Genomic DNA, 18104 nt, shown 5'->3' on the forward strand with positions numbered 1-18104 from the left:
CCGCACACACAGCATGCTCAGCTCGCACATCATGCGCCGCAAACACAGCATGCTCAGTTCGCACATCATGCGCCGCACGCACAGCATGCGCAGCGCGTACATCATGACCTGCATGGCTGCAGCGCTGTGCCAGCTTTGCGCTGCCATGCTGTAGCGGGAGCTGCCGTATCTGCACAGGATGCATCTGTTTCAGCAGCTGCAGAATGGCTGTAGCGAACAGACATGATGTGAGCTAATTTCAGGGAATTTGAGAGCGGGAGTAATGATGATTGAGGTGACCAGATGTATGGGCCTGAGTACTGAGGGCCTGGTTGAGTTTGAGGATGGCCTGATGTGCCTTCCTGAGGCAAAGGAGGCATTTCTTGAGCTGCGTGAGTGTGCAGCCCGTGAGGGTTTTGAGCTTAAGGCATGCTCGGCTTTTCGTTCCTTCGAGGCACAGGCTGCTATCTTTGGTGCCAAGTTTCGAGGCGATCGTCCCATTCTGGATGCCAATGAAGAGCCACTGGCTGTTATTCCTGAGGATCCGGTAGAGCGCATCAGAGCCATTTTGCGCTTTTCAGCTATGCCTGGTTTTTCCCGTCATCACTTCGGATCTGACTTTGATGTCTATGCTCCAAACAAATTGCCTGAGGGGCAGAAGCTTCAGCTGACCAGCCGTGAGTATGATCATGGGGCTTATTTTTATGAGCTGGGATGCTTTCTCAGGGAAAATCTGAGAACATATGGGTTTGGCAATCCTTACCAGGGTGGTTTCAGCCGTCCGGGCGGTCTTCCTGACGATGCCGAAGGTGCTGGTCTTGTCGTTGTAGGTAATGAGCCATGGCATATTTCCCATCTTGCTACTGCGCAGGAGTATTTAAGGGAGTATGACTTCCAGGATGCACTTGATTATGTAGCCGGCAGCGACCTTGAGTTTGCCCCCTATGTCCGCAGCGTCATGACTCTTGAGCAGGCTGATGCCATGCTGCGCTTCTGCTGCATTTAGCTTATTGCTGAGCCGGAGCCATTGGCATGCTGCTCATGAGCTTCATTTAGTAATATGCCTGATAACTGGTCATGGTCATGGTCATGCTGCGACATTGACTGAAGAGGTTGTCGTGAGCCGTACTGATGCATATGCCATATGCTTTCCATATTATTATGGTCAGTAATAACCTTGTGTTTTAATTTCTTTTAAGGTCAACAGCAATATGTTTACTATTACTTATAAATCAGATCCTGATGAGCAGTGGTCGTGGGACAGGTATTCTGATGATGTCTCTCCAAAGGAGGTAAAGAGACATATTGATCCTGAACATGGCTATTCAATGAACTATTTTCTTAAGCATTGCGGCATAAGGATGCTTAATGGAGAGGAGTATCGCGCTGCTTACAGCCTTGCAAGAAAGGCAGCTGAGGATAGCGGCCTGAGACAGGATGTTCTCAGGTGTCTGGACATGATGAAGATTCCGGGACAGGACAAGGTGCAGCCTGCAGGAGATCCTGCATCCGTAAGGTACGATCTTGCTTCTACTTTATGGGCTGTCTTCATCGCCATGTCTTCAGATTGCGGATCTTTTGAAAGTGTTGGTGCCAAGCTCTCAGCTGATTCTGATTTCACAGCAGCAATTAACGTTCTGTTGCCAGACTCTCTTCCGCCACATCAGGATCATTCCCCTGTTGATATGGCATTTGTCATGGCTGCATGGGATGAAGCATGCAGAAATCAGGATTTTCCGACCTCCAGTGATCAAGCTGGGTTCTGGTTTAAAGCTGTTCCTGAGGCATCTGTCAGTCAGGACCGACTGGGGTATAAGGCCGACTATGGTTTTCTCAGGGGGCAGGCCCTGACCTCTGATCGTGCTTTCATGGACATATCCGTGGGAGATATTCTTTATACACAGGCTATTAACCCTTTAAACATAAACAAGAGCGCACTTTTCTGGAAAGCGCTTATATACAACATCTCTGATCGATCACTTTCAGATTTGATATTTGTTGCCGCCGAGGAGCAGGACGAGCAGTCTTACAAAAGACTAAGCTCTCATTTTGGCAGCATTTCCGGCAATATCTTTGTTACAGAGGCATTTCCTCACTCGGGTCATCTGTTCAAAGGCATTCTTTCCAGTGGTGTAGAGCTGCTTATTGCAGCTGGCTCTACCGACACTGGCAATGATGAATGTGATGATGATGATGACGATTATTACGATTTCATGTATGACCTGGACAATGGCGAGTTTAAGTCAGTAGATTTCTGCAGTCCGCTTGTTGTAACAAAGACAGAGCAGATCTTTAACAGCAAGGATCTGGAAAAATGCAAGTCGCACAGGAGCTTTGTATCTGAGGCATATACTCATGGCGGCAATATGGAAAAAGTAACTGTCGAGGCTGTTTCACTCAGTGAGCTGCAGAGTCTTGGCAAGAAGAATAAAAAACTCTTTCCTGATGAGCTGAAGGATGAGCTTTATCCTTTTGAGGGCTTAAAGACCCTGGTGAAAAAGACCATTTATTCACAGCCTGCCGGAAAGAGGGTTACAAAGAAGGCTCTGGAGAGTTTTAACAGGAATCCGGAGAACGCCAGCACTGTGTACTATGTATGTACAGTTGAGAATGACGAGCATGGCTTCAAACAGATAATTGCAGCGCTCAACGAACAGTGGCTGTGTCAGAAAGCTGCAAAGGTCGCCGGAAAAACCTACAACATTAACTTTCTTGCCAGGTGCAAGAGTGAAAAGAAGCCATTACTGCTCGATTTTGCCCGTGAATCAACAAGAATGCTCGATCTGTACAGAATCAGGTGTAATGAGGCCCTGGGCAGCAAAGATGAAGTAACCAAGAGTACTGTGTATAGATTGATCAGCCGTCATAATAAGGATCTTCTTGCCTGCCTTAAGCTGTACATGTCTACAATCCTGTCATCGTCTGATTCAGGCAAAGTCTGACCCACGCAGCAGCGTGCCAGGAGCCAGTATGGCCGTGCATGCTGTTTCACATCATGCAGCGTTATTGAACCTGTGCTGGTCTTACAGGCCAAAAGCTTTGTGGCCTGTACTCAAGAGCCTGGCCTGTAGCCTTGGCCCTGGCCTTGGCCGGGCCGTGTCTGGCCCCTGGCCTTGGCCGTAGCAGGACCGTAGCAGGGGCGTACGCATTGCCTGGCTATAACCACGGTAATGGTCAGGGCAGATGCGCCGCCCTGTGGCAGCTGCATCCGGGAGCTTGCCGCCCTTCAGGGCAGGTGGTCTCCTGGGTGACTTAAACTAAGGCAGGATCGCTTCTGTTGTGATCTGGAGCGTGATTTTTGAATTTACTGAGGGCTGTTTACAGCCCTTTTGTTTTTCTGGAAAGAGGGTTTTGCTGTCACAGTGCCAGTGGTAAATTTCGACGGTAATACATTTTTAAAGATTTCGTTATGTCAGTCTGACTTTCGGTTAACAGTGGCTTATGCGCGGGCCCGGCTGCATTTCTGAAAGATGATTAGCCTGATTTCATCAGGTGTTTTGTGATTTGCATTTGTGACATAGATAATGAGATAAAAGGCATGAACAGGCCAGAATTAGGATTTGGACAGTAAAAACTGACGCAAAGCTAAGATATTACTAACATTCGGGCGCTAGTATGGTAGTCAGATTCACCAATGAGTGACATGCCGTCGCATACTGCGCAAAAGCTGATCTGAGTGTCCCCCGGATAGCAGCGTAAGGTCAGATCCCTCAGAAGATTTTTCCTCAGGATCGGGCTATGCGGCTGACAGGTTTGAGTCAGCCTTCAGGCAGGCGCATACGGGCGCAAGTGCTGATGTGATGCAAAAGTTAATGAATTTGAGGAATTTACTATGAGAAATGTACTTAAGCTTACCGTTGTAGCTGCTGTTGCCGCCTCTTCCTTTGCTGTTTTTGCAGCTCCAGCACCAGCACCAGCCGCACCGGCCGAGACTCAGCTGGTAACCGCTCCACATCCAGCCTTTGGTAATGCCGGGGATTACTATGGCCAGGGTCCAGCCATGGGCCCACGCAACGGCACCGGTCCACGCGCTGCTGCCGGTGAGTGCCCACATTTAAATGGCATGCCACCAGCACCAGGCTCACGTGCCTATACCGGCCCACGCTCTCCAAAGCATGTTAAGGCTGCCCACGGCAAGGCTCATCACCTTGCCCACCTGACTCCTCACATGGGTCCTGGCGCCGGTAAGGCCCTTGGCACATGGTGTCCACAGCACAACACCTTTATAGCCGAGTGTGCAGGTGAGGACTTCAACAAGGTATTCAAGGCTGACTTTGACCAGCTGCAGGCTTTAAAGGATCAGGAGTTCATCAAGAAGCAGATCCTCAAGGCCCGCATTGCCGACGGTGACAACGCTGCTACCATCACCAGGTACGCTCAGGACGTTAACACTGCACGCCGTGCCGTACGTGACTTTGACTACCAGCTGCGCCTGAAGATCCGTGACTACGTAAAGGGCCACATTGAGGGCCCTGTTGCCGGTGCCGCTCCAGTGGTTCCTGCACCAGCCGCAGCTCCGGCAGCCGCTGCTCCAGCTCCAGTAAAGGCTCCACGCTAATCAGCGCTATATGTCAGTGACAGGAGCAGGGCCAGTGCCATAACCTGTCATGACATCCAGACTCACGCAAAGGGCTCTCTGAAACATACTCAGAGAGCCCTTTGCCATTTCCGGTCGTCCGTAAACCCCCGGCTAAGTCAGCGGCCACTGACCATCGACAGCCATTAACCAGACACCCTTTTCTTGCGTGCTGGATGCCCGGCCAGGCCAGGCTTGTATCACCGTGCGAGCATCGCCTGGCGGGTATCACCGTCAGGGCATATCCATGCGGGCATAGCCGTGCGAGCATCGCCTGGCGCTGTCCTGCCAGCGCCTGTTTTTCGGGCGTTGTTTGCCTGGGGCGGTTTGCCTGTATGACGAGCTGGGGCGGCTGGCAGTAAGTGGGGAATTTTTCTGGCAGGAATGGTACTTTTTTCTGGTGGAGAGCTGGTCAGGGGGAGGGCGCGTTGTTGCCGGGGCTGTCAGGCTTGTCGGGGAATTTATGGAGGCTGTGCCTCATGGTGGTTTGAGAAAAATGGTATTTTTGGAGGGTCGGTAGGCTTTTTGGATTGATATTTCTTGCGCTCAGGTGGTGTTGTAATGGCCTTAAGTGATAAAAAATAGCGTGCTCTTACAGGGTTTGGGCAGGTCTATTTGATAAAAATTGCTGTAGATTTTGGCCTGTATATGCCGCCAGAGCCCGATGGCACGGGCTTTTTACAAAGTCGAGCAAAATATTTCCCAATTGGGTATCATTAGACTAACTCAAGGGATAGCTTTTGGAGGTGCTTCAGCAGCAGCTGTAAAGATCCGGAAGCTTGCATGGTTTTTTCCTTCTGCTTCACTTCAGAAGCTGATCTGCTTGATCTTGTTGTTATCAGTTTTAGCTGAGATGACTGGAGAGGTTCGTATGGTTGATGAGAAGATTCACAAAGTAGTTATTATCGGATCCGGCCCGGCTGCATGCACTGCTGCCATTTATACTGCACGTGCCCAGCTCGACCCTGTAATGGTAAAAGGTTTTGAAGAGGGCGGTCAGCTTACTACCACTCCAGAAGTAGGCAACTGGCCGGGCGCTGTTGGTGATCCAAGCGGCTTTGACATCATGCAGAACATGATTAAGCACGTCAATGAGCTGGGCGTTGAGGGTATTGCCGACGTAGTAGTCGGTGCCGACCTTAAGGGCGAAATCAAGACTCTCAAGCTTTCTGGTGGTCAGGAGTTAAAGACCCGTTCAGTAATTATTGCCACTGGTGCCCGTGCCCGCTACCTCGATATTCCATCTGAGGCTCAGTTCAAGGGTCGTGGTATTTCCGCCTGTGCTACCTGTGACGGCATGTTCTTCAGAAACAAGACCGTAGCTGTTATCGGCGGCGGATCCGTAGCCTTTGTTGAGGCTCTGTTCCTTGCCAATCTGTGCTCCAAGGTCTATCTCATCCACCGTCGTGAAGGCTTCCGTGCCGAGCAGGTTCTGGTAGAGCGCGTCAACGAGATGGTAAAGACTGGCAAGATGGAGTTAATCCTTAATGCCACCGTCAAGGAGTATGTTGGTGAGCAGCTGTTAAGCGGCATTGTCATCGACGTCAAGGGCGAAGAGCGCAAGATTGACCTCAATGGCGTATTCGTTGCCATCGGTCACACTCCTGCTACCGATGTCTTCAAGGATCAGCTCGAGCTCGACAAGAGCGGCTATATCGTTACCAGAAAGAGCGAATCCCCTGTCACCTCTACCTCAGTTCCAGGCGTATTTGCCGCCGGTGACTGCTCCTTCCCTGAGTACCACCAGGCCGTAGTAGCCGCAGGTCAGGGCTGCCAGGCTGCTCTGGACGCTGAGCAGTATGTGCTGGGTATTGCCTGATCAGCAAGGCTGCAGGCTGATCGCCTGCGGCCTTTCATGCAGCCGGCAGGGCTGGCTGGCGGCCAGCTGCAGCACTTCAATGCAGCGACATAAAAAAAGCGCTTTCTGAAATTCAGAAGGCGCTTTTTTATGGTTTTGTAAACTGTCCCTGTTTTTGCCATGGCAGGGGCTGCGCAGCTGCGGAGGCGCTGTTGCGGCGGAGATGCCGGGACTGTGCCAGGCACGGCTACGACAGCAATGACAGCCGCGATTGCCCCCTGACGGGGATGGTTCAGTCGCGGCTGGGCTGCTGGGCTGGTGCCGGTCAGAGGTGCAGCTTTTCGAGTACCTGCTCGTAGATTGCGGTCAGGGTGTCGAGGTCGGCGGCGCAGACGTTCTCATTAACCTGGTGAATAGTGGCGTTGATCGGACCGAACTCTACTACCTCAGTGCCCAGAGGAGCAATGAAGCGGCCGTCGGATGTGCCACCCAGAGTGTTGAGATCAGGGGTAACACCGGTGTTGGCAATGACGGCATCGCGCATGGCATTGACCAGCAGGCCGTCACGGGAACTGATAAATGGAAGGCCGTTAACCACGTAACGGACGGTGGCGTAGATGCCCAGTTGTTCCATCTTCTTTTCCATCATGCGCTGGAGCTTGACTGGAGTCTGCAGCGGGTTGAAGCGCCAGTTGCACATGATCTGGCAGGTGCCCGGTGCTACATTTTCAGCGCCCATGCCGGCGTTGAAATTGGTTACGTTAAAGGATGATGGAGGGAAATCCTCATTGCCGTCATCAAGGTGGTGCTCTACCAGAGCTGCAATCAGCTGAGCTCCCTTGTGAGCGGCGTTGTCAATCTGATGCGGGTAGGCAACATGGCCCTGCTTGCCATTGATGGTGATATGGGCAGTCATGGAGCCACGACGGCCAATCTTGATGGTGTCGCCGAATTTGCCTGAGCTTGATGGCTCTCCTACGATGCAGTACTGAGGATAGAGTTTTTCTTTCTTGAGCCACTCGGCTACGTAAGGAATACCGCCTACAGCATCACCCTCTTCATTGGAGGTCATGAGCAGACCCACAGTGCCCTTATAGTCAGGATGTCTGGTTACAAAGTTGCGCAGGGCAATGGTCATGGCGGCATCAGAGCTCTTCATGTCAGCAGCGCCACGGCCATAGAGCATGCCATCACGGATAACTGGATCAAAAGGATCGCTGGTCCAGGCTGCAGTATCGCCAGGACCTACTACATCAGTATGACCAAGGAAAATGGTAAAAGGACCTGGAGCCTTGAGACCGCTGGCATCATAAGGGCCTGGATTGCTCTTTAACAGGGCCGGATCACCCTCGAAACTGGCCTGAGGATCGGCCGAATGCAGGGCGAGCAGATTAAAGGTAGGGTACATGCCCTCGCGCAGAGTGCGGCACTTGAAGCCTACAGGCTCCAGAATACCTGAGAGCACTTCCTGACAGCCGGCATCTTCAGGAGTGACGGACTTGAGGGAAATCAGTTTTTTGGCAAGTTCCAGTGTGTCAGACATAATAGCAATCTCTTCAAATACGAAAGCGCCGCCAGCCCCCCGGACATGAATCTCCGGTCCTGGAGCTTTTGGCGGCGGTGTTCCTGCATCAGGGCCCCGGCCTGGCACAGCTCAGGCTGGCCACACGCAGCGCATGTCTGGCTGACTACCCACAGCGCATGCCCGGCTGGCCACACGCAGCGCATGTCTGGCTGGCCACCCACAGCGCATGCCCGGCTGGCCACAAGCAGCGCATGCCTGGCAGGTCCAGACTGCGCCGGGGCTTGGGCGGTGGCTCTTGGGCCTTCAGGAAATTAATCGTCGTCGTCAGTTGGGTACTGTAAGTACAGCTTGCGCTCGAGCTGCAGGAAGCGGTAGGCGTCTTCGTGGGTCTTCTTTAAGGAGAAGCCGTCGATACGGCCGTAGCGTACCTGGATGAAGAGATCGAGGTCCTCAGGTTTGGCAAGCTCTCTTGCCTTGAGGTACTGACGGAAGTAGTCACCGGCAAGGAGTGGATCCCATGGGAATACTGTTGAGATGGAGCGCAGGATCAGCATGGCGTAAGAGTCGATGATGACAAACTGGCGCACGGTGAGCTGATCGAGGAAAGTCTTGAGCTTTTCCTCATCGGCAGTGAGGTCAACTACAGGCATGCTTGGACCTACAGCACCGTCGTCGTAACTGATCTGAGCTTCGCTGCCGTCGGCACTGAGCTGCAGGTAGCATGGGTCGATTTCAGCTGCTGCCTTGTGCTGGGCAATGGTCTTGCGCAGTTCATCAGAGCACATGAGCAGTGGCTTTGAGCTCATTAAGGAGAGGGCATTGCAGAAGTCCTCAGCGCCATATTCCTTCATTTCGGCTTCGTTGAGCTTTACGCAGACAGTGGCCTTTACCGCTTTCTCAGGTGGACGGATAACCTTGTGGGCATCTGGCGGACACTCGGTCTGCATTCTCACTACATGAGCCATAAATCAACTCCTAACATTTAAATGGCCGGGCAGGCAAAAACCTGCTCAGGTTTCACTTTGCATCACTTCCCCGTCACAGGGTTTATGAGCATAAACTTACCGGTCGGGCGGATGAGCATATGTCTGTCGATTGAGTCTGCACTGCAGCATGCAGCGTAAGGCATGCAGCACAGGCCATGCAGCACAGGCCATGCAGCAGTGGCAGCTCAGGTGACTTTCGGCTGTGCACTCTGGCACGGGCACGGAAAATAAGACAGATATAAGATTTTAATGGCTTTGCCTGCAAAAGCAATAGTAATGGCCTGATCAGTCCGACAAAAGCGGTAACTGGCCTGCCAGACAGACCCTTGCATGCCCGCTGCGGGCATGTCAGGCATGGCGGCCAGCATGCAAGGCTGCAAAAGCACAGGGCCCGGCTGTAAACAGTCGGGCCCTGTGGGGTATGCGGCACAGCTGCTGCCGTGCAGCGGCTGCGCCGGTGCGCCGTGGCGCAGCCTGCGCTTTAGAACATGGTGCTGTAGCTGCGCAGGAAGTGGACAAATTCCAGTGTTGAGTAGCTCAGGAACTCATAGTGCTGGCTCTTTAACAAAATGAGGTCAAAGAGTATGGCAAAGAGAGTGAGCATCTGCAGTGCGTAGACATATGGACGCTGGGCAGTACCCTGATTACGGGCAATGAAGTAGCCGAAGATCAGTCGCATGACTATGCTTACACCCAGAACGGACAGGCCCACAATATAGTTGAGCAGGCCAAAGGCTGCCATCAGACTAAGCAGGATGACAAAGAGCAGACCACGGGTGGTCATGCGGCCCAGAGAGTCCATTGGATCCTGTGGGAAGTTCCAGGTAAGCGAAGTTGCGGTTGCTGCCGAAAGCATGGAGGCAATGGCAAAGGCTGCCGTAGCCTCAACAATACCGTCAGTAATGACAATAAGCGTATTGGCAAGCCAGATAAATATCAGCATCGGAACCATTACTGAGGCCGATACTAGTATGGAGTCATGGCGTCTGCGCGTTATGTACGAGCAGATACGGTAAATGCCCTTGTAAGCCGTAAGTCCGGTCAGCATCAGGTAGGCAAGATAGGATATCGAGCCCACATAGTTAAGATCTATGGTGGCATGCAGCACACTGCCTGAAAGACCTGCCAGCAGTCCTACAAAGAAGAACGGTACCGGCATGGAGCTTGGGTAGCATGGACCAAGACGCATGGCCAGCTGTGGAGCAGCCAGCGGCAGGGTAGTGTGAGTAAAGAATGAGGCAAAGAGCTGACGGATATACAGGAAAATCATCATGCCAAAGCCTACATTGTCTTTGATATTGGCGCGGGCAATCAGCGGCTCTTTTCTGTCGTCAGTTTTCTTGCGTGGCTCACCGTTCTTGTTGAGAGGTTCGATAACCTCACGGTTATCAGGCTTGCCGGCGGCCTCTTCTGCAAGACGGTCCTCTTGAACGGCCAGCATCTGCTCTTCGTTTTCTGAAGCATCAGCAGCTACGCGACTGAGAGTGTCAGAGCCAAACTCGCCCTCGCTGCTCTTGCTGCCGGTATCTACAGCAGCACCGGACATGGCAGCAGCAGAGGCAAACTCTGAGGCAAATACGCTGCCCTCATCAGCCCCTGAGCTCTTGCCCTCGGAGCTGCTCTCACGGCCATCATCCTTGCCCTTGCCATCACCCTGAGCCAGGATGCGGGCACGTCTTATGACCTCGCTTTGAGGTGCAGCCATGGACTCACGGGCAGCTTCAGCCAGAGCCTGCTCATAGGCGGCATCCTCTTCAGGACTCATTGGAGTCTCCTCAAAAGGATCGTTATTGAGCTTCATTGGCGGCAGGGCACGATTGCCCTGAATCTTGTTGCGGGTAGCCTCGATATTGGCCATAACGTCAGCATTGCTGCTCTTGACGCCAATGGCGTATACAGGGCGTTCAGCCATGAGCTCCTGCATTCTGCGGGTATTTTCCTTTGGACCTACATGATATACAGGGCCGTCAGCAGGCTCTTCCCAGGTGCCGTTACCGGCCTGAGCCTGGTTGAGCTCCACCTGCAGTAAAGGACCATCGCCCATACCGGCAGGTACCGGACCTGAGCGCTCTTCCTCAGCAGGCTTTTCATTCCATCGGGCAGAGCTGCCGGACATGTCAGGTGATGGCATGCCATCAGGCCCCATGTTCTGTCCTGAGACAGCAGGGCCATTTGACTCCATGGTACCGGCGCTGCCCACAGCTCCGGCGCTGCCCACAGCTCCGGCGCTGCCCATGGCAGTTGCAGTGTCTGCAACGCCGCCAGGGACCATAGAGCCAGAGGCTCCAATGGCCTCACCTGCAGCATTATCAGGCAGCGGCATGCCGTCAGGACCGAAGTTCTGAGGTCGGGATGACCAGCTGTCCTCCTGCTCGTATCCCTGAGCAAAGTTGCCCTGGGACTGGGACTGCCATGCATCATCTACCGGGTAGCCATTTTCATCAAAGTGCTGCACATGACCGTTGCGGGCAGCCTGCTCGCGCTCGTGCATGTCACCGCCGCGCAGGTCACTGCCTCGCATGGCGTCGCCGCGCAGCGAATCGCTGCGCTGACCGCGCTCGGCACTGTTCTGAGCCTTTTCACGGGCCAGACGGCTGGCGTATGTGCCCACATAAACCTGCTCTTCTTCCTGATCACGGGCCTGTGGCTGTGGCTCTGGTTCCTGAGCATAGCGTGGCTGGCGGCCTACCACATAGTGAGGGCCGTCATCCTCTGGCCTCTGGCGGTCAACAGGTCGGGCCTGCACCTCGCCCTGGTCATATTCTGACCAGTTGTAGTAATCGTTGCGGCTGTTGTCCTGAGGCGCATAGTTTTCCTGGTTTTGCTGCCAGGAGCCGGAATTGCGGCGCTGAGGAACAGTGTCATAAAGTGGATCGTAATACTCGCCTGGCGCTGACTGAGGCTGCTCAGATGCATAGTAGCGCTGATCAGGCCACTGAGGCTGACCATCGGCGCCATTGCTGCCCTCGTAGTCCTGCCATTGCTGCTCACCACCAGAGACTGAATCAGTCTGGGTAATACCGGCCAGCATCTGGCTGTCCAGATCGGACTGGGAGGCTGCCATGCCAGCAGCTGCGCCACCGGCTGAGCCGCCTGCGCCACTGTTATCCACAGCGGCACTGCCAGCACCGCCCTTGGCGGCATTCAGGCCGCGCTCGGCCATATTGCGCTCAGCGTCCATTTCGGCACGGAAGCGGGCATTGGCCTCAAAGTGAGCCTGCTTGCTGCGGGCATATTCTTCATTAAATGCGTGGAGGCTTTCCAGATTGTCAGCCTGCATGCCGGTGATCAGGGTTGAGCTTTCATCGCGCTCCGGAGCTGCGGCGCGGTTCTCAAGACCCATAATGGCGGTATGGCCTTCGTCCATTACCATGCCATTTTCAAAAATGGTGGTTACAGGTGCATTGTTCTGAGCATGCTTGCGGTCAACAATGATATTGCTTGAGCCGGTTTCATGCAGGGACTCATGGTCGCGGGCCTGCATGCGGTAAGGACTGCGCATTTCGCTGTCCACATCCTCAAGCACAGGGACACCGGCACGGTTAAGCTCAGGATTGACCTGCTGAACCGGGGTAACATGGCTCTCACCAAGACCGACAATGGCTGTGGAGCCGGTATCGCTCATGGTGGACTCATTCATAATCAGGGCGCCGCTGTCAGCACCGTTGTCAGCATTTCTGTCCTTGCGGGAACGACGATCTGATTTGGTATTAAAGCGGGCCAGAATAGCCAGATCCTCTGCACTCATCTGACGGGCTGAGGCAGTAGACGGTTCACGTACCGGAGTAACATGACGTTCACCAAGGCCAATAATGGCAGCAGCGCCGTCAGAGGTAATCTGGGCATTGCTCATGACCTTGGCGCCATCAGGCACGGTACCGCCTGTTCTGATGCCGCTGAGAGCAGCGGCACTGGCTGCAGCTGCCCCACCGGCGCCGCCTGCGGCACTGGCATTACCAGCGGCGGCACCGCCTGACAGTGCGGCAGCAGCCTCATCCACGGCACGTGCAGCGGCGCTGATGACATCATCATCAGAGTTTATGCTGGCAGGGGCGCTGTTCTGTCTGGTCTCAAGACCAATAATGGCTGAAGTGCCACCTGCAGTAATCTGGGAGTTCTTCATGACCAGGGCGCCATCAGGTACAGTGCCGCCAGTCTGGATGCCATTAGCGCCAAACAGTGCAGCAGCTTCATCGGCAACCTCGGCTGCAGCGCTGCTCATATCATATGCAGCCTGCTGTGCAGAGGCGCCCTGAGTGGCAGAGGCATCATTCTGCGCAAAGGCCTGAGCATGGTCATCATGGGATGGTCGGGATGAGCGGGTATTGAAGCGGGCCAGAATGGCAAGGTCGTCAGCACTCATATTGCGGGCTACAGCTACTGATGGCTCGCGTACCGGAGTTACATGACGCTCATTAAGACCGATAATGGCCGAAGTGCCCTCAGAGGTGATCTGGGCATTGCTCATGACACGGGCGCCATCAGGGGCGGTACCACCGGTTCTGATACCGGTGTTGACATAGGCAGCAAGGTCAGAGCCTGACAGGGCGCCGCCTGCAGCACCGGCAGAGCCTCCTGCAGCGCCACCAGCTCCCACTGAGCTGTCGACAGCGCCAGCAGCTCCCACTGAGCTGTCGACTGCGCCAGCGTCTGCGCCGACGGCCTGGGCTGATGCCTCAGTGGAAAAACCGGATTGAGCTGTGACCGGCTCTTCGTGACCGGCGGCACTTGCAACCATGGCGGCGGTCTGAGCTGTCAGTCCGTCCTTGCCGTCAGAGCCGGCAGTGACAGGATCTGGCTCGTAGATAGACATGCTCTGAGCTGCGTTCTGGATATCAAGCTCAAAGCTGTTGTCATCATCGGTAGCAGCTGAGTCAACCAGCATCGAGGATGATGAGGTGTTATCGTCCTGGCTGCTCTGGGAAAGAATAATGGCTGCCCCCTCAGGTGATGAGCTGATGCCCTGCGCGCCGGCAAAGCTTGCAGGTGACAGTTCGTTGTGGGCAAAGGTATCTGAACTGCTCTGTGCAACACTGCTCTGTGAGGTGCTGTCACTGACGGAGCTTTGAGCATCACTGTCAGAGGCCGGAGCAGGGGCAGCGCTGGCGGCACCGTCTATCTGGCCCGGGCTCAGTTCGTTGCCCTCGTCATCATAGACACGCAGGCGTGGGGACTCATTGTCATTGATAGTGGCATCAACAGCAGCACCGGCTGGGGATACGGCACCGGAGCCTGCGTGAGCTGCTGTGGACATCTCATCTGCAGCTGAGCTCTGTGAAAGGTCAGAACTGCTGGAGCTGTCCATATTGTCTGAACTGTCAGAGCTGTCATCACCCATAGACAGATTGCTGCCGGCAAAGGTTGATGGATCGAGCTCCATATCGTCTGATGCCTGGGATGACAGGGAGGCTGATGAAGAGGAGTCAGCTGAGGCAGAAGCAGCTGATGGGGAGTCGGCACTGCCTGAGGCCATCTGGTCGACGGCATAGGCAATATCATCGGCAGAAGGATCTGCTGATGATGGAGCTGAATGGGCAGATGAGCTCTGAGATTCAGGCTCAGAGTCTGAGCTGGCAGCTGAGGCGGACAGGGCGCTGATTATTGAGGCGGGATCCTGATCGTTGTCAGGGCTGGTCAGACGCTCCAGGGTTTCCATATCGAGATCATCGATATTGATTTCCTGTTGAGCCTTGATGTCAGCAGAGTCCTGGTTTGGGGTCTTCCCCTCGTTAGAGTAAGTCATCAGCAAAATCCAGAAAAAAACCTAAGCTAAAAGCCAGAGCCGGCGCTGTTTCCGGCACAAAAGCATAATGTGATGAGACAGCTGCACAGGCAGCAAAGTTCCCGTTATGCAAGGGTCAGATACTACAGAGCAAAGTATATGAGTTTGCATTAGAGCCTGAGAGATGCAGGCATGCTCCCGTTCCTGATGAATAACGCTTTTATACTGGCATTATCAGGCGTCATGTCCTTAAAGACGGCAGTGCCTGTTACATGCCTGGGTCCCACACATTAAGAGCTTCAGCACACCGTTGTCAGACGCACCACGGGCACTGAAATGATCAGGATATTCTAGCATTTATTTTATGGCTTGTAAGGCGCTGCCACCGCGCCGGGCACCCCCGCAGGGCGCGTGGACAGGACGCTGCCACACAATCTGCCTGGCAGGTGCGCAATTTAGTCACACCATCTCCAGGGTCCCATCTCACCTACTTGCCCGGCTATCATCATCCAGACAGTCTATCTCTGTCAAAAACAGCGCAGCTGCCAGAAAAACACATGCAGCCGCCACCACCTCACCTAGGGCAGGCTCAAACATGCAGTCCCCCATAAATAAAATACCGCAGTCAGTACCTGAGTCTGCATCCCGGAAAAACCGGTAGTAAGCCATTGCAGCCCGCCTGCAGGCCGGCATGCTGCAGGCCGGGAATCACCTCTGCAGAGCACTTGCAGTCGGCTATGGCGCCGCGCTATTGCTTGTAGCGCAGCAAGGTGCTCATTGAGCGCTGTTACGGGCTCCGCTCAACTCAGTTGCGGACGGCTGCGTGCAGTGTGATCCCGGCTGTTCTGGCAGCGGTCAGCTGTGGACGGCTGCGGGCATTGTGCTCCTGGCAGTCCAGGCAGCAGGCGGGATGCAGATAACTTATTGCGGGCTGGGGCGCGTAACTGTTGTTTGTCATGCTTATTTGTTAGCATGAGTTTCCCTGCAATGGCGACTGTGCCTGCAGGGCAGAGGCCGGTAAGGAGCTGAGGCTGTTGACCGGGCGGTTTTGACAGATATGGGAGCAGCTATGATCAGGGTATTTCTGGTGCATCTGGGGCGCTTTTTTCGCATGCTCCTGGTAGCTACCTTCGTCAGTGTGCTGGCTGTGCCGCTGATCTTCGGTGCTCTTGAGATTATCTTTGGCCGCTTTGCCCGTCAGGATGTGATGTACCTGGTATGTGCCGGGGGTGCTGTGGGGGCAAGTTTTATCTACACCTGGTACAGCCGCAACCGTGTCAATTCAGATGAAGTTCTGTTTTTTGTGCGCAACCGTATGGTGGCAAGCCGCCGCATGTTCTATCACCTGCTGACCATTCAGGCCATGGCGGTTTACCGTGTGGGGGGAGTGGACCTGCAGGAGCGCATTGATGAGCTTTTCACTCAGCTCAAAGACTCATCACCTGAGCGCGATACAGAGCACCATGAGCAGCCTGGCCCTGAAAGCTCCAGCACAACAGGCGGTACATCAGATGGCACAACAGACAACAGCTCAGCCTCCAGAAAGGATGACAGAACTCATCAGGAGAAGAGCTCATCCAAGGCACGTGCTGATGACGAAAGTGAGGCAGCAGCCGCAGCTGATGCTGCAGCTGCAGCTGGCGCCGGTGCGGCTGGCGCAGCGGCTGGCGAATCTGCCAGCGCTGACGATGCGTCATCGGCCCATGAAGCCTATGGGCAGGCAGGTGGGACCTCTGCAGGGGCGGGAGATGCTGACAGCAGGTGCGCTGTCTCATGGGCAGTGATTATCAAATGGCCAGATGGAGCTTATTCCAGGGGGCGCAGCAGCTGTGAGCTGCTGATGCAGGCACGTGAGCAGGCCTGTGAGGAGGCGCTGGCTCATATAGCATCCTTCATGGCCTCGACCGGGGCGCAGGGACGCCGCCTGGAGCGCGGCAGCCGTGTATATTTGAGTGCCCTGCTCGACCGTCCTGATCCGGCACGTGAGGACAGTTTTTTAAAAGCCATGAACCGTCAGTGCGGTCCTTATCTGTGCGAGCTTACCTTTGTACTCATCATTAGAACACTGATGAGTGTGGAGCCTTTTAAGAAAGGCTTTATTGACTACCGTCTGATTCTTGAACAGCCCCTGGTAAAGCACTGGGGATCGCTGTTGCTGGGCGTGCCTGAAGACAGCATTAACGCCGATTATTACAACCGCTACTTCTTTCTGCTCAACCAGGAGCAGGCCCGCATCAGGGAAAGCTGGATTATCCAGCAGATGCAGGCAGCCGCCGCAGCTCAGGCAGCGGCTGCACCCTCTGCGTCATCTGCCTCGGGCAACGCCCAGGGCGGCAGCCACTCCTCTGAGCGTACGGACAGCGATGACACCTTCAATGGCAGCTCGGGCCATTACAGCTACTCCTACACCTACAGCAATGGTCAATGGTATTACCAGGGCAGCACTGATTACTCAGACAATGGCAGCACTGCCGGTGCAGGCAGCAGATCTGGCAGCTCAGGCAACTCATCGGACAGAGCTCGCGCTCAGGGCGCCAGCGCCAGCAGTGGTGCTGACAGCACTGCAGGGGACAATGGTGCGGCAGGAGCTGGCAGGCAGTGGCGTGAGCGAACTGGCAGTACTGCTGGCGCATCAGGGGGCGGGCGCTTCCTGTCCAGGCTGGAAAAGGCCTACATTACCCTGGGTCTTGAGTTTAACAGTCCGCTTGATAAGGTTAAGCGCCAGTACCGCCGCCTTGCGTTCAAATATCATCCTGACCACATAGCCGATTACGACAGCTTCTCCCAGAGTCAGAAAGAGGAGCTCAATGCCCAGTTCCTGGCCATTGTGGCAGCTTACGAAATCATTATGAAAGACCAGGCCTCCCGCATACAGCAATAGCAGGGATAAAAGCTGAGCAGCGACTGAGTATCATAGCGGCTGAGACTCGGAGCAACTTAGTCCAGGAGTGACTGAGTATCGAAGCGACTGAGTCTCGGACTGCCTCTGCCTCACGAGCGGTCCATGGCCTGTCCTGAATCACTCTTCCTTACCTTTGTTCATGGTAATGCGGCATAAATGCAACAGGAAGAGAGAAAGACGGTCAATGGCTGGGAATCTGCTGCTGAGGCCTGTGGCATGAGGCCTGCGGCTGGATGCCTTTGCTTCACAGGTAATGTACCTCGTTATGACCTTTAGACAGCGCCTGGTCCTCCGTACCGGGTTGAGTCGTGGAGCTAAGAGTGAGTGCAGCCGCGAAGGAACACTATGCCTGACAGTCAGATGTGCAGAATGGAGCGGTTAGGCAGTGGCAGCCACGGTGGCGGCAGCAGCATTCACTGTATCAGTTAAGGTCTCCATGCTTGAGCGTTTAGAGTCGAAATGGAGTAGAGCGGCATGAATGAGCAGGAACAGGGCAGGGGCTGTGCAGTAGGAGGGCGGATACGGGATATGTGCCATAAAGTGGCACATTTCTGTTATGCAGCTCACAAAATATGATAAAATGACCATCCCCTCAAAAACAGATTTTCCGCAGTTT

General features: G+C 54.4%; 8 protein-coding genes. 5 read left to right on the plus strand and 3 right to left on the minus strand.

What is annotated here, in order from left to right; all coding sequences use genetic code 11:
* Positions 1–286: 286 nt before the first annotated feature.
* The 4 genes from MXE41_RS06960 to trxB all read left to right on the plus strand — a co-directional run bounded on the left by MXE41_RS06960 (position 287) and on the right by trxB (position 6374).
* Positions 287–985, plus strand: coding sequence for a M15 family metallopeptidase (locus MXE41_RS06960; protein WP_246977148.1), 699 nt, complete (start codon positions 287–289; stop codon positions 983–985).
* A gap of 205 nt (positions 986–1190) precedes the next feature.
* The gene (locus tag MXE41_RS06965; RefSeq protein WP_247099982.1) at positions 1191–2921 is read left to right on the plus strand and encodes a hypothetical protein; all 1731 of its coding nucleotides are present in this window, start codon (positions 1191–1193) and stop codon (positions 2919–2921) included.
* 890 nt (positions 2922–3811) lie between these two features.
* Positions 3812–4537 carry a hypothetical protein gene (locus MXE41_RS06970; protein ID WP_247099983.1) on the plus strand — a complete coding sequence of 242 codons (726 nt, stop codon included), beginning with the start codon at positions 3812–3814 and terminating at the stop codon, positions 4535–4537.
* An 850-nt stretch (positions 4538–5387) separates the two neighbouring features.
* Positions 5388–6374 carry a thioredoxin-disulfide reductase gene (gene trxB / locus MXE41_RS06975; RefSeq protein ID WP_247099984.1) on the plus strand — a complete coding sequence of 329 codons (987 nt, stop codon included), beginning with the start codon at positions 5388–5390 and terminating at the stop codon, positions 6372–6374.
* Between the two features lie 304 nt (positions 6375–6678).
* Here trxB and dapE read toward each other — a convergent pair whose 3' ends face one another.
* From dapE to MXE41_RS06990, 3 genes are all read right to left on the minus strand, one after another.
* Complete coding sequence (gene dapE / locus MXE41_RS06980) at positions 6679–7896, minus strand: succinyl-diaminopimelate desuccinylase (RefSeq protein ID WP_247099985.1); 1218 nt, start codon at positions 7894–7896, stop codon at positions 6679–6681.
* A 293-nt stretch (positions 7897–8189) separates the two neighbouring features.
* Positions 8190–8843: a hypothetical protein gene (locus tag MXE41_RS06985; RefSeq protein ID WP_246977143.1), complete on the minus strand. Its 654-nt coding sequence runs from the start codon at positions 8841–8843 to the stop codon at positions 8190–8192.
* A 502-nt stretch (positions 8844–9345) separates the two neighbouring features.
* Positions 9346–14607: a hypothetical protein gene (locus MXE41_RS06990; RefSeq protein WP_247099986.1), complete on the minus strand. Its 5262-nt coding sequence runs from the start codon at positions 14605–14607 to the stop codon at positions 9346–9348.
* A gap of 1048 nt (positions 14608–15655) precedes the next feature.
* Here MXE41_RS06990 and MXE41_RS06995 point away from each other — a divergent pair.
* Positions 15656–17467, plus strand: a complete 1812-nt coding sequence (locus tag MXE41_RS06995) for a J domain-containing protein (protein ID WP_247099987.1) — start codon at positions 15656–15658, stop codon at positions 17465–17467.
* The last annotated feature ends 637 nt before the right edge of the window (positions 17468–18104 follow it).

The sequence above is a fragment of the Anaerobiospirillum sp. NML120449 genome (assembly GCF_023051105.1).
In the GTDB taxonomy this organism is placed as follows: domain Bacteria; phylum Pseudomonadota; class Gammaproteobacteria; order Enterobacterales; family Succinivibrionaceae; genus Anaerobiospirillum.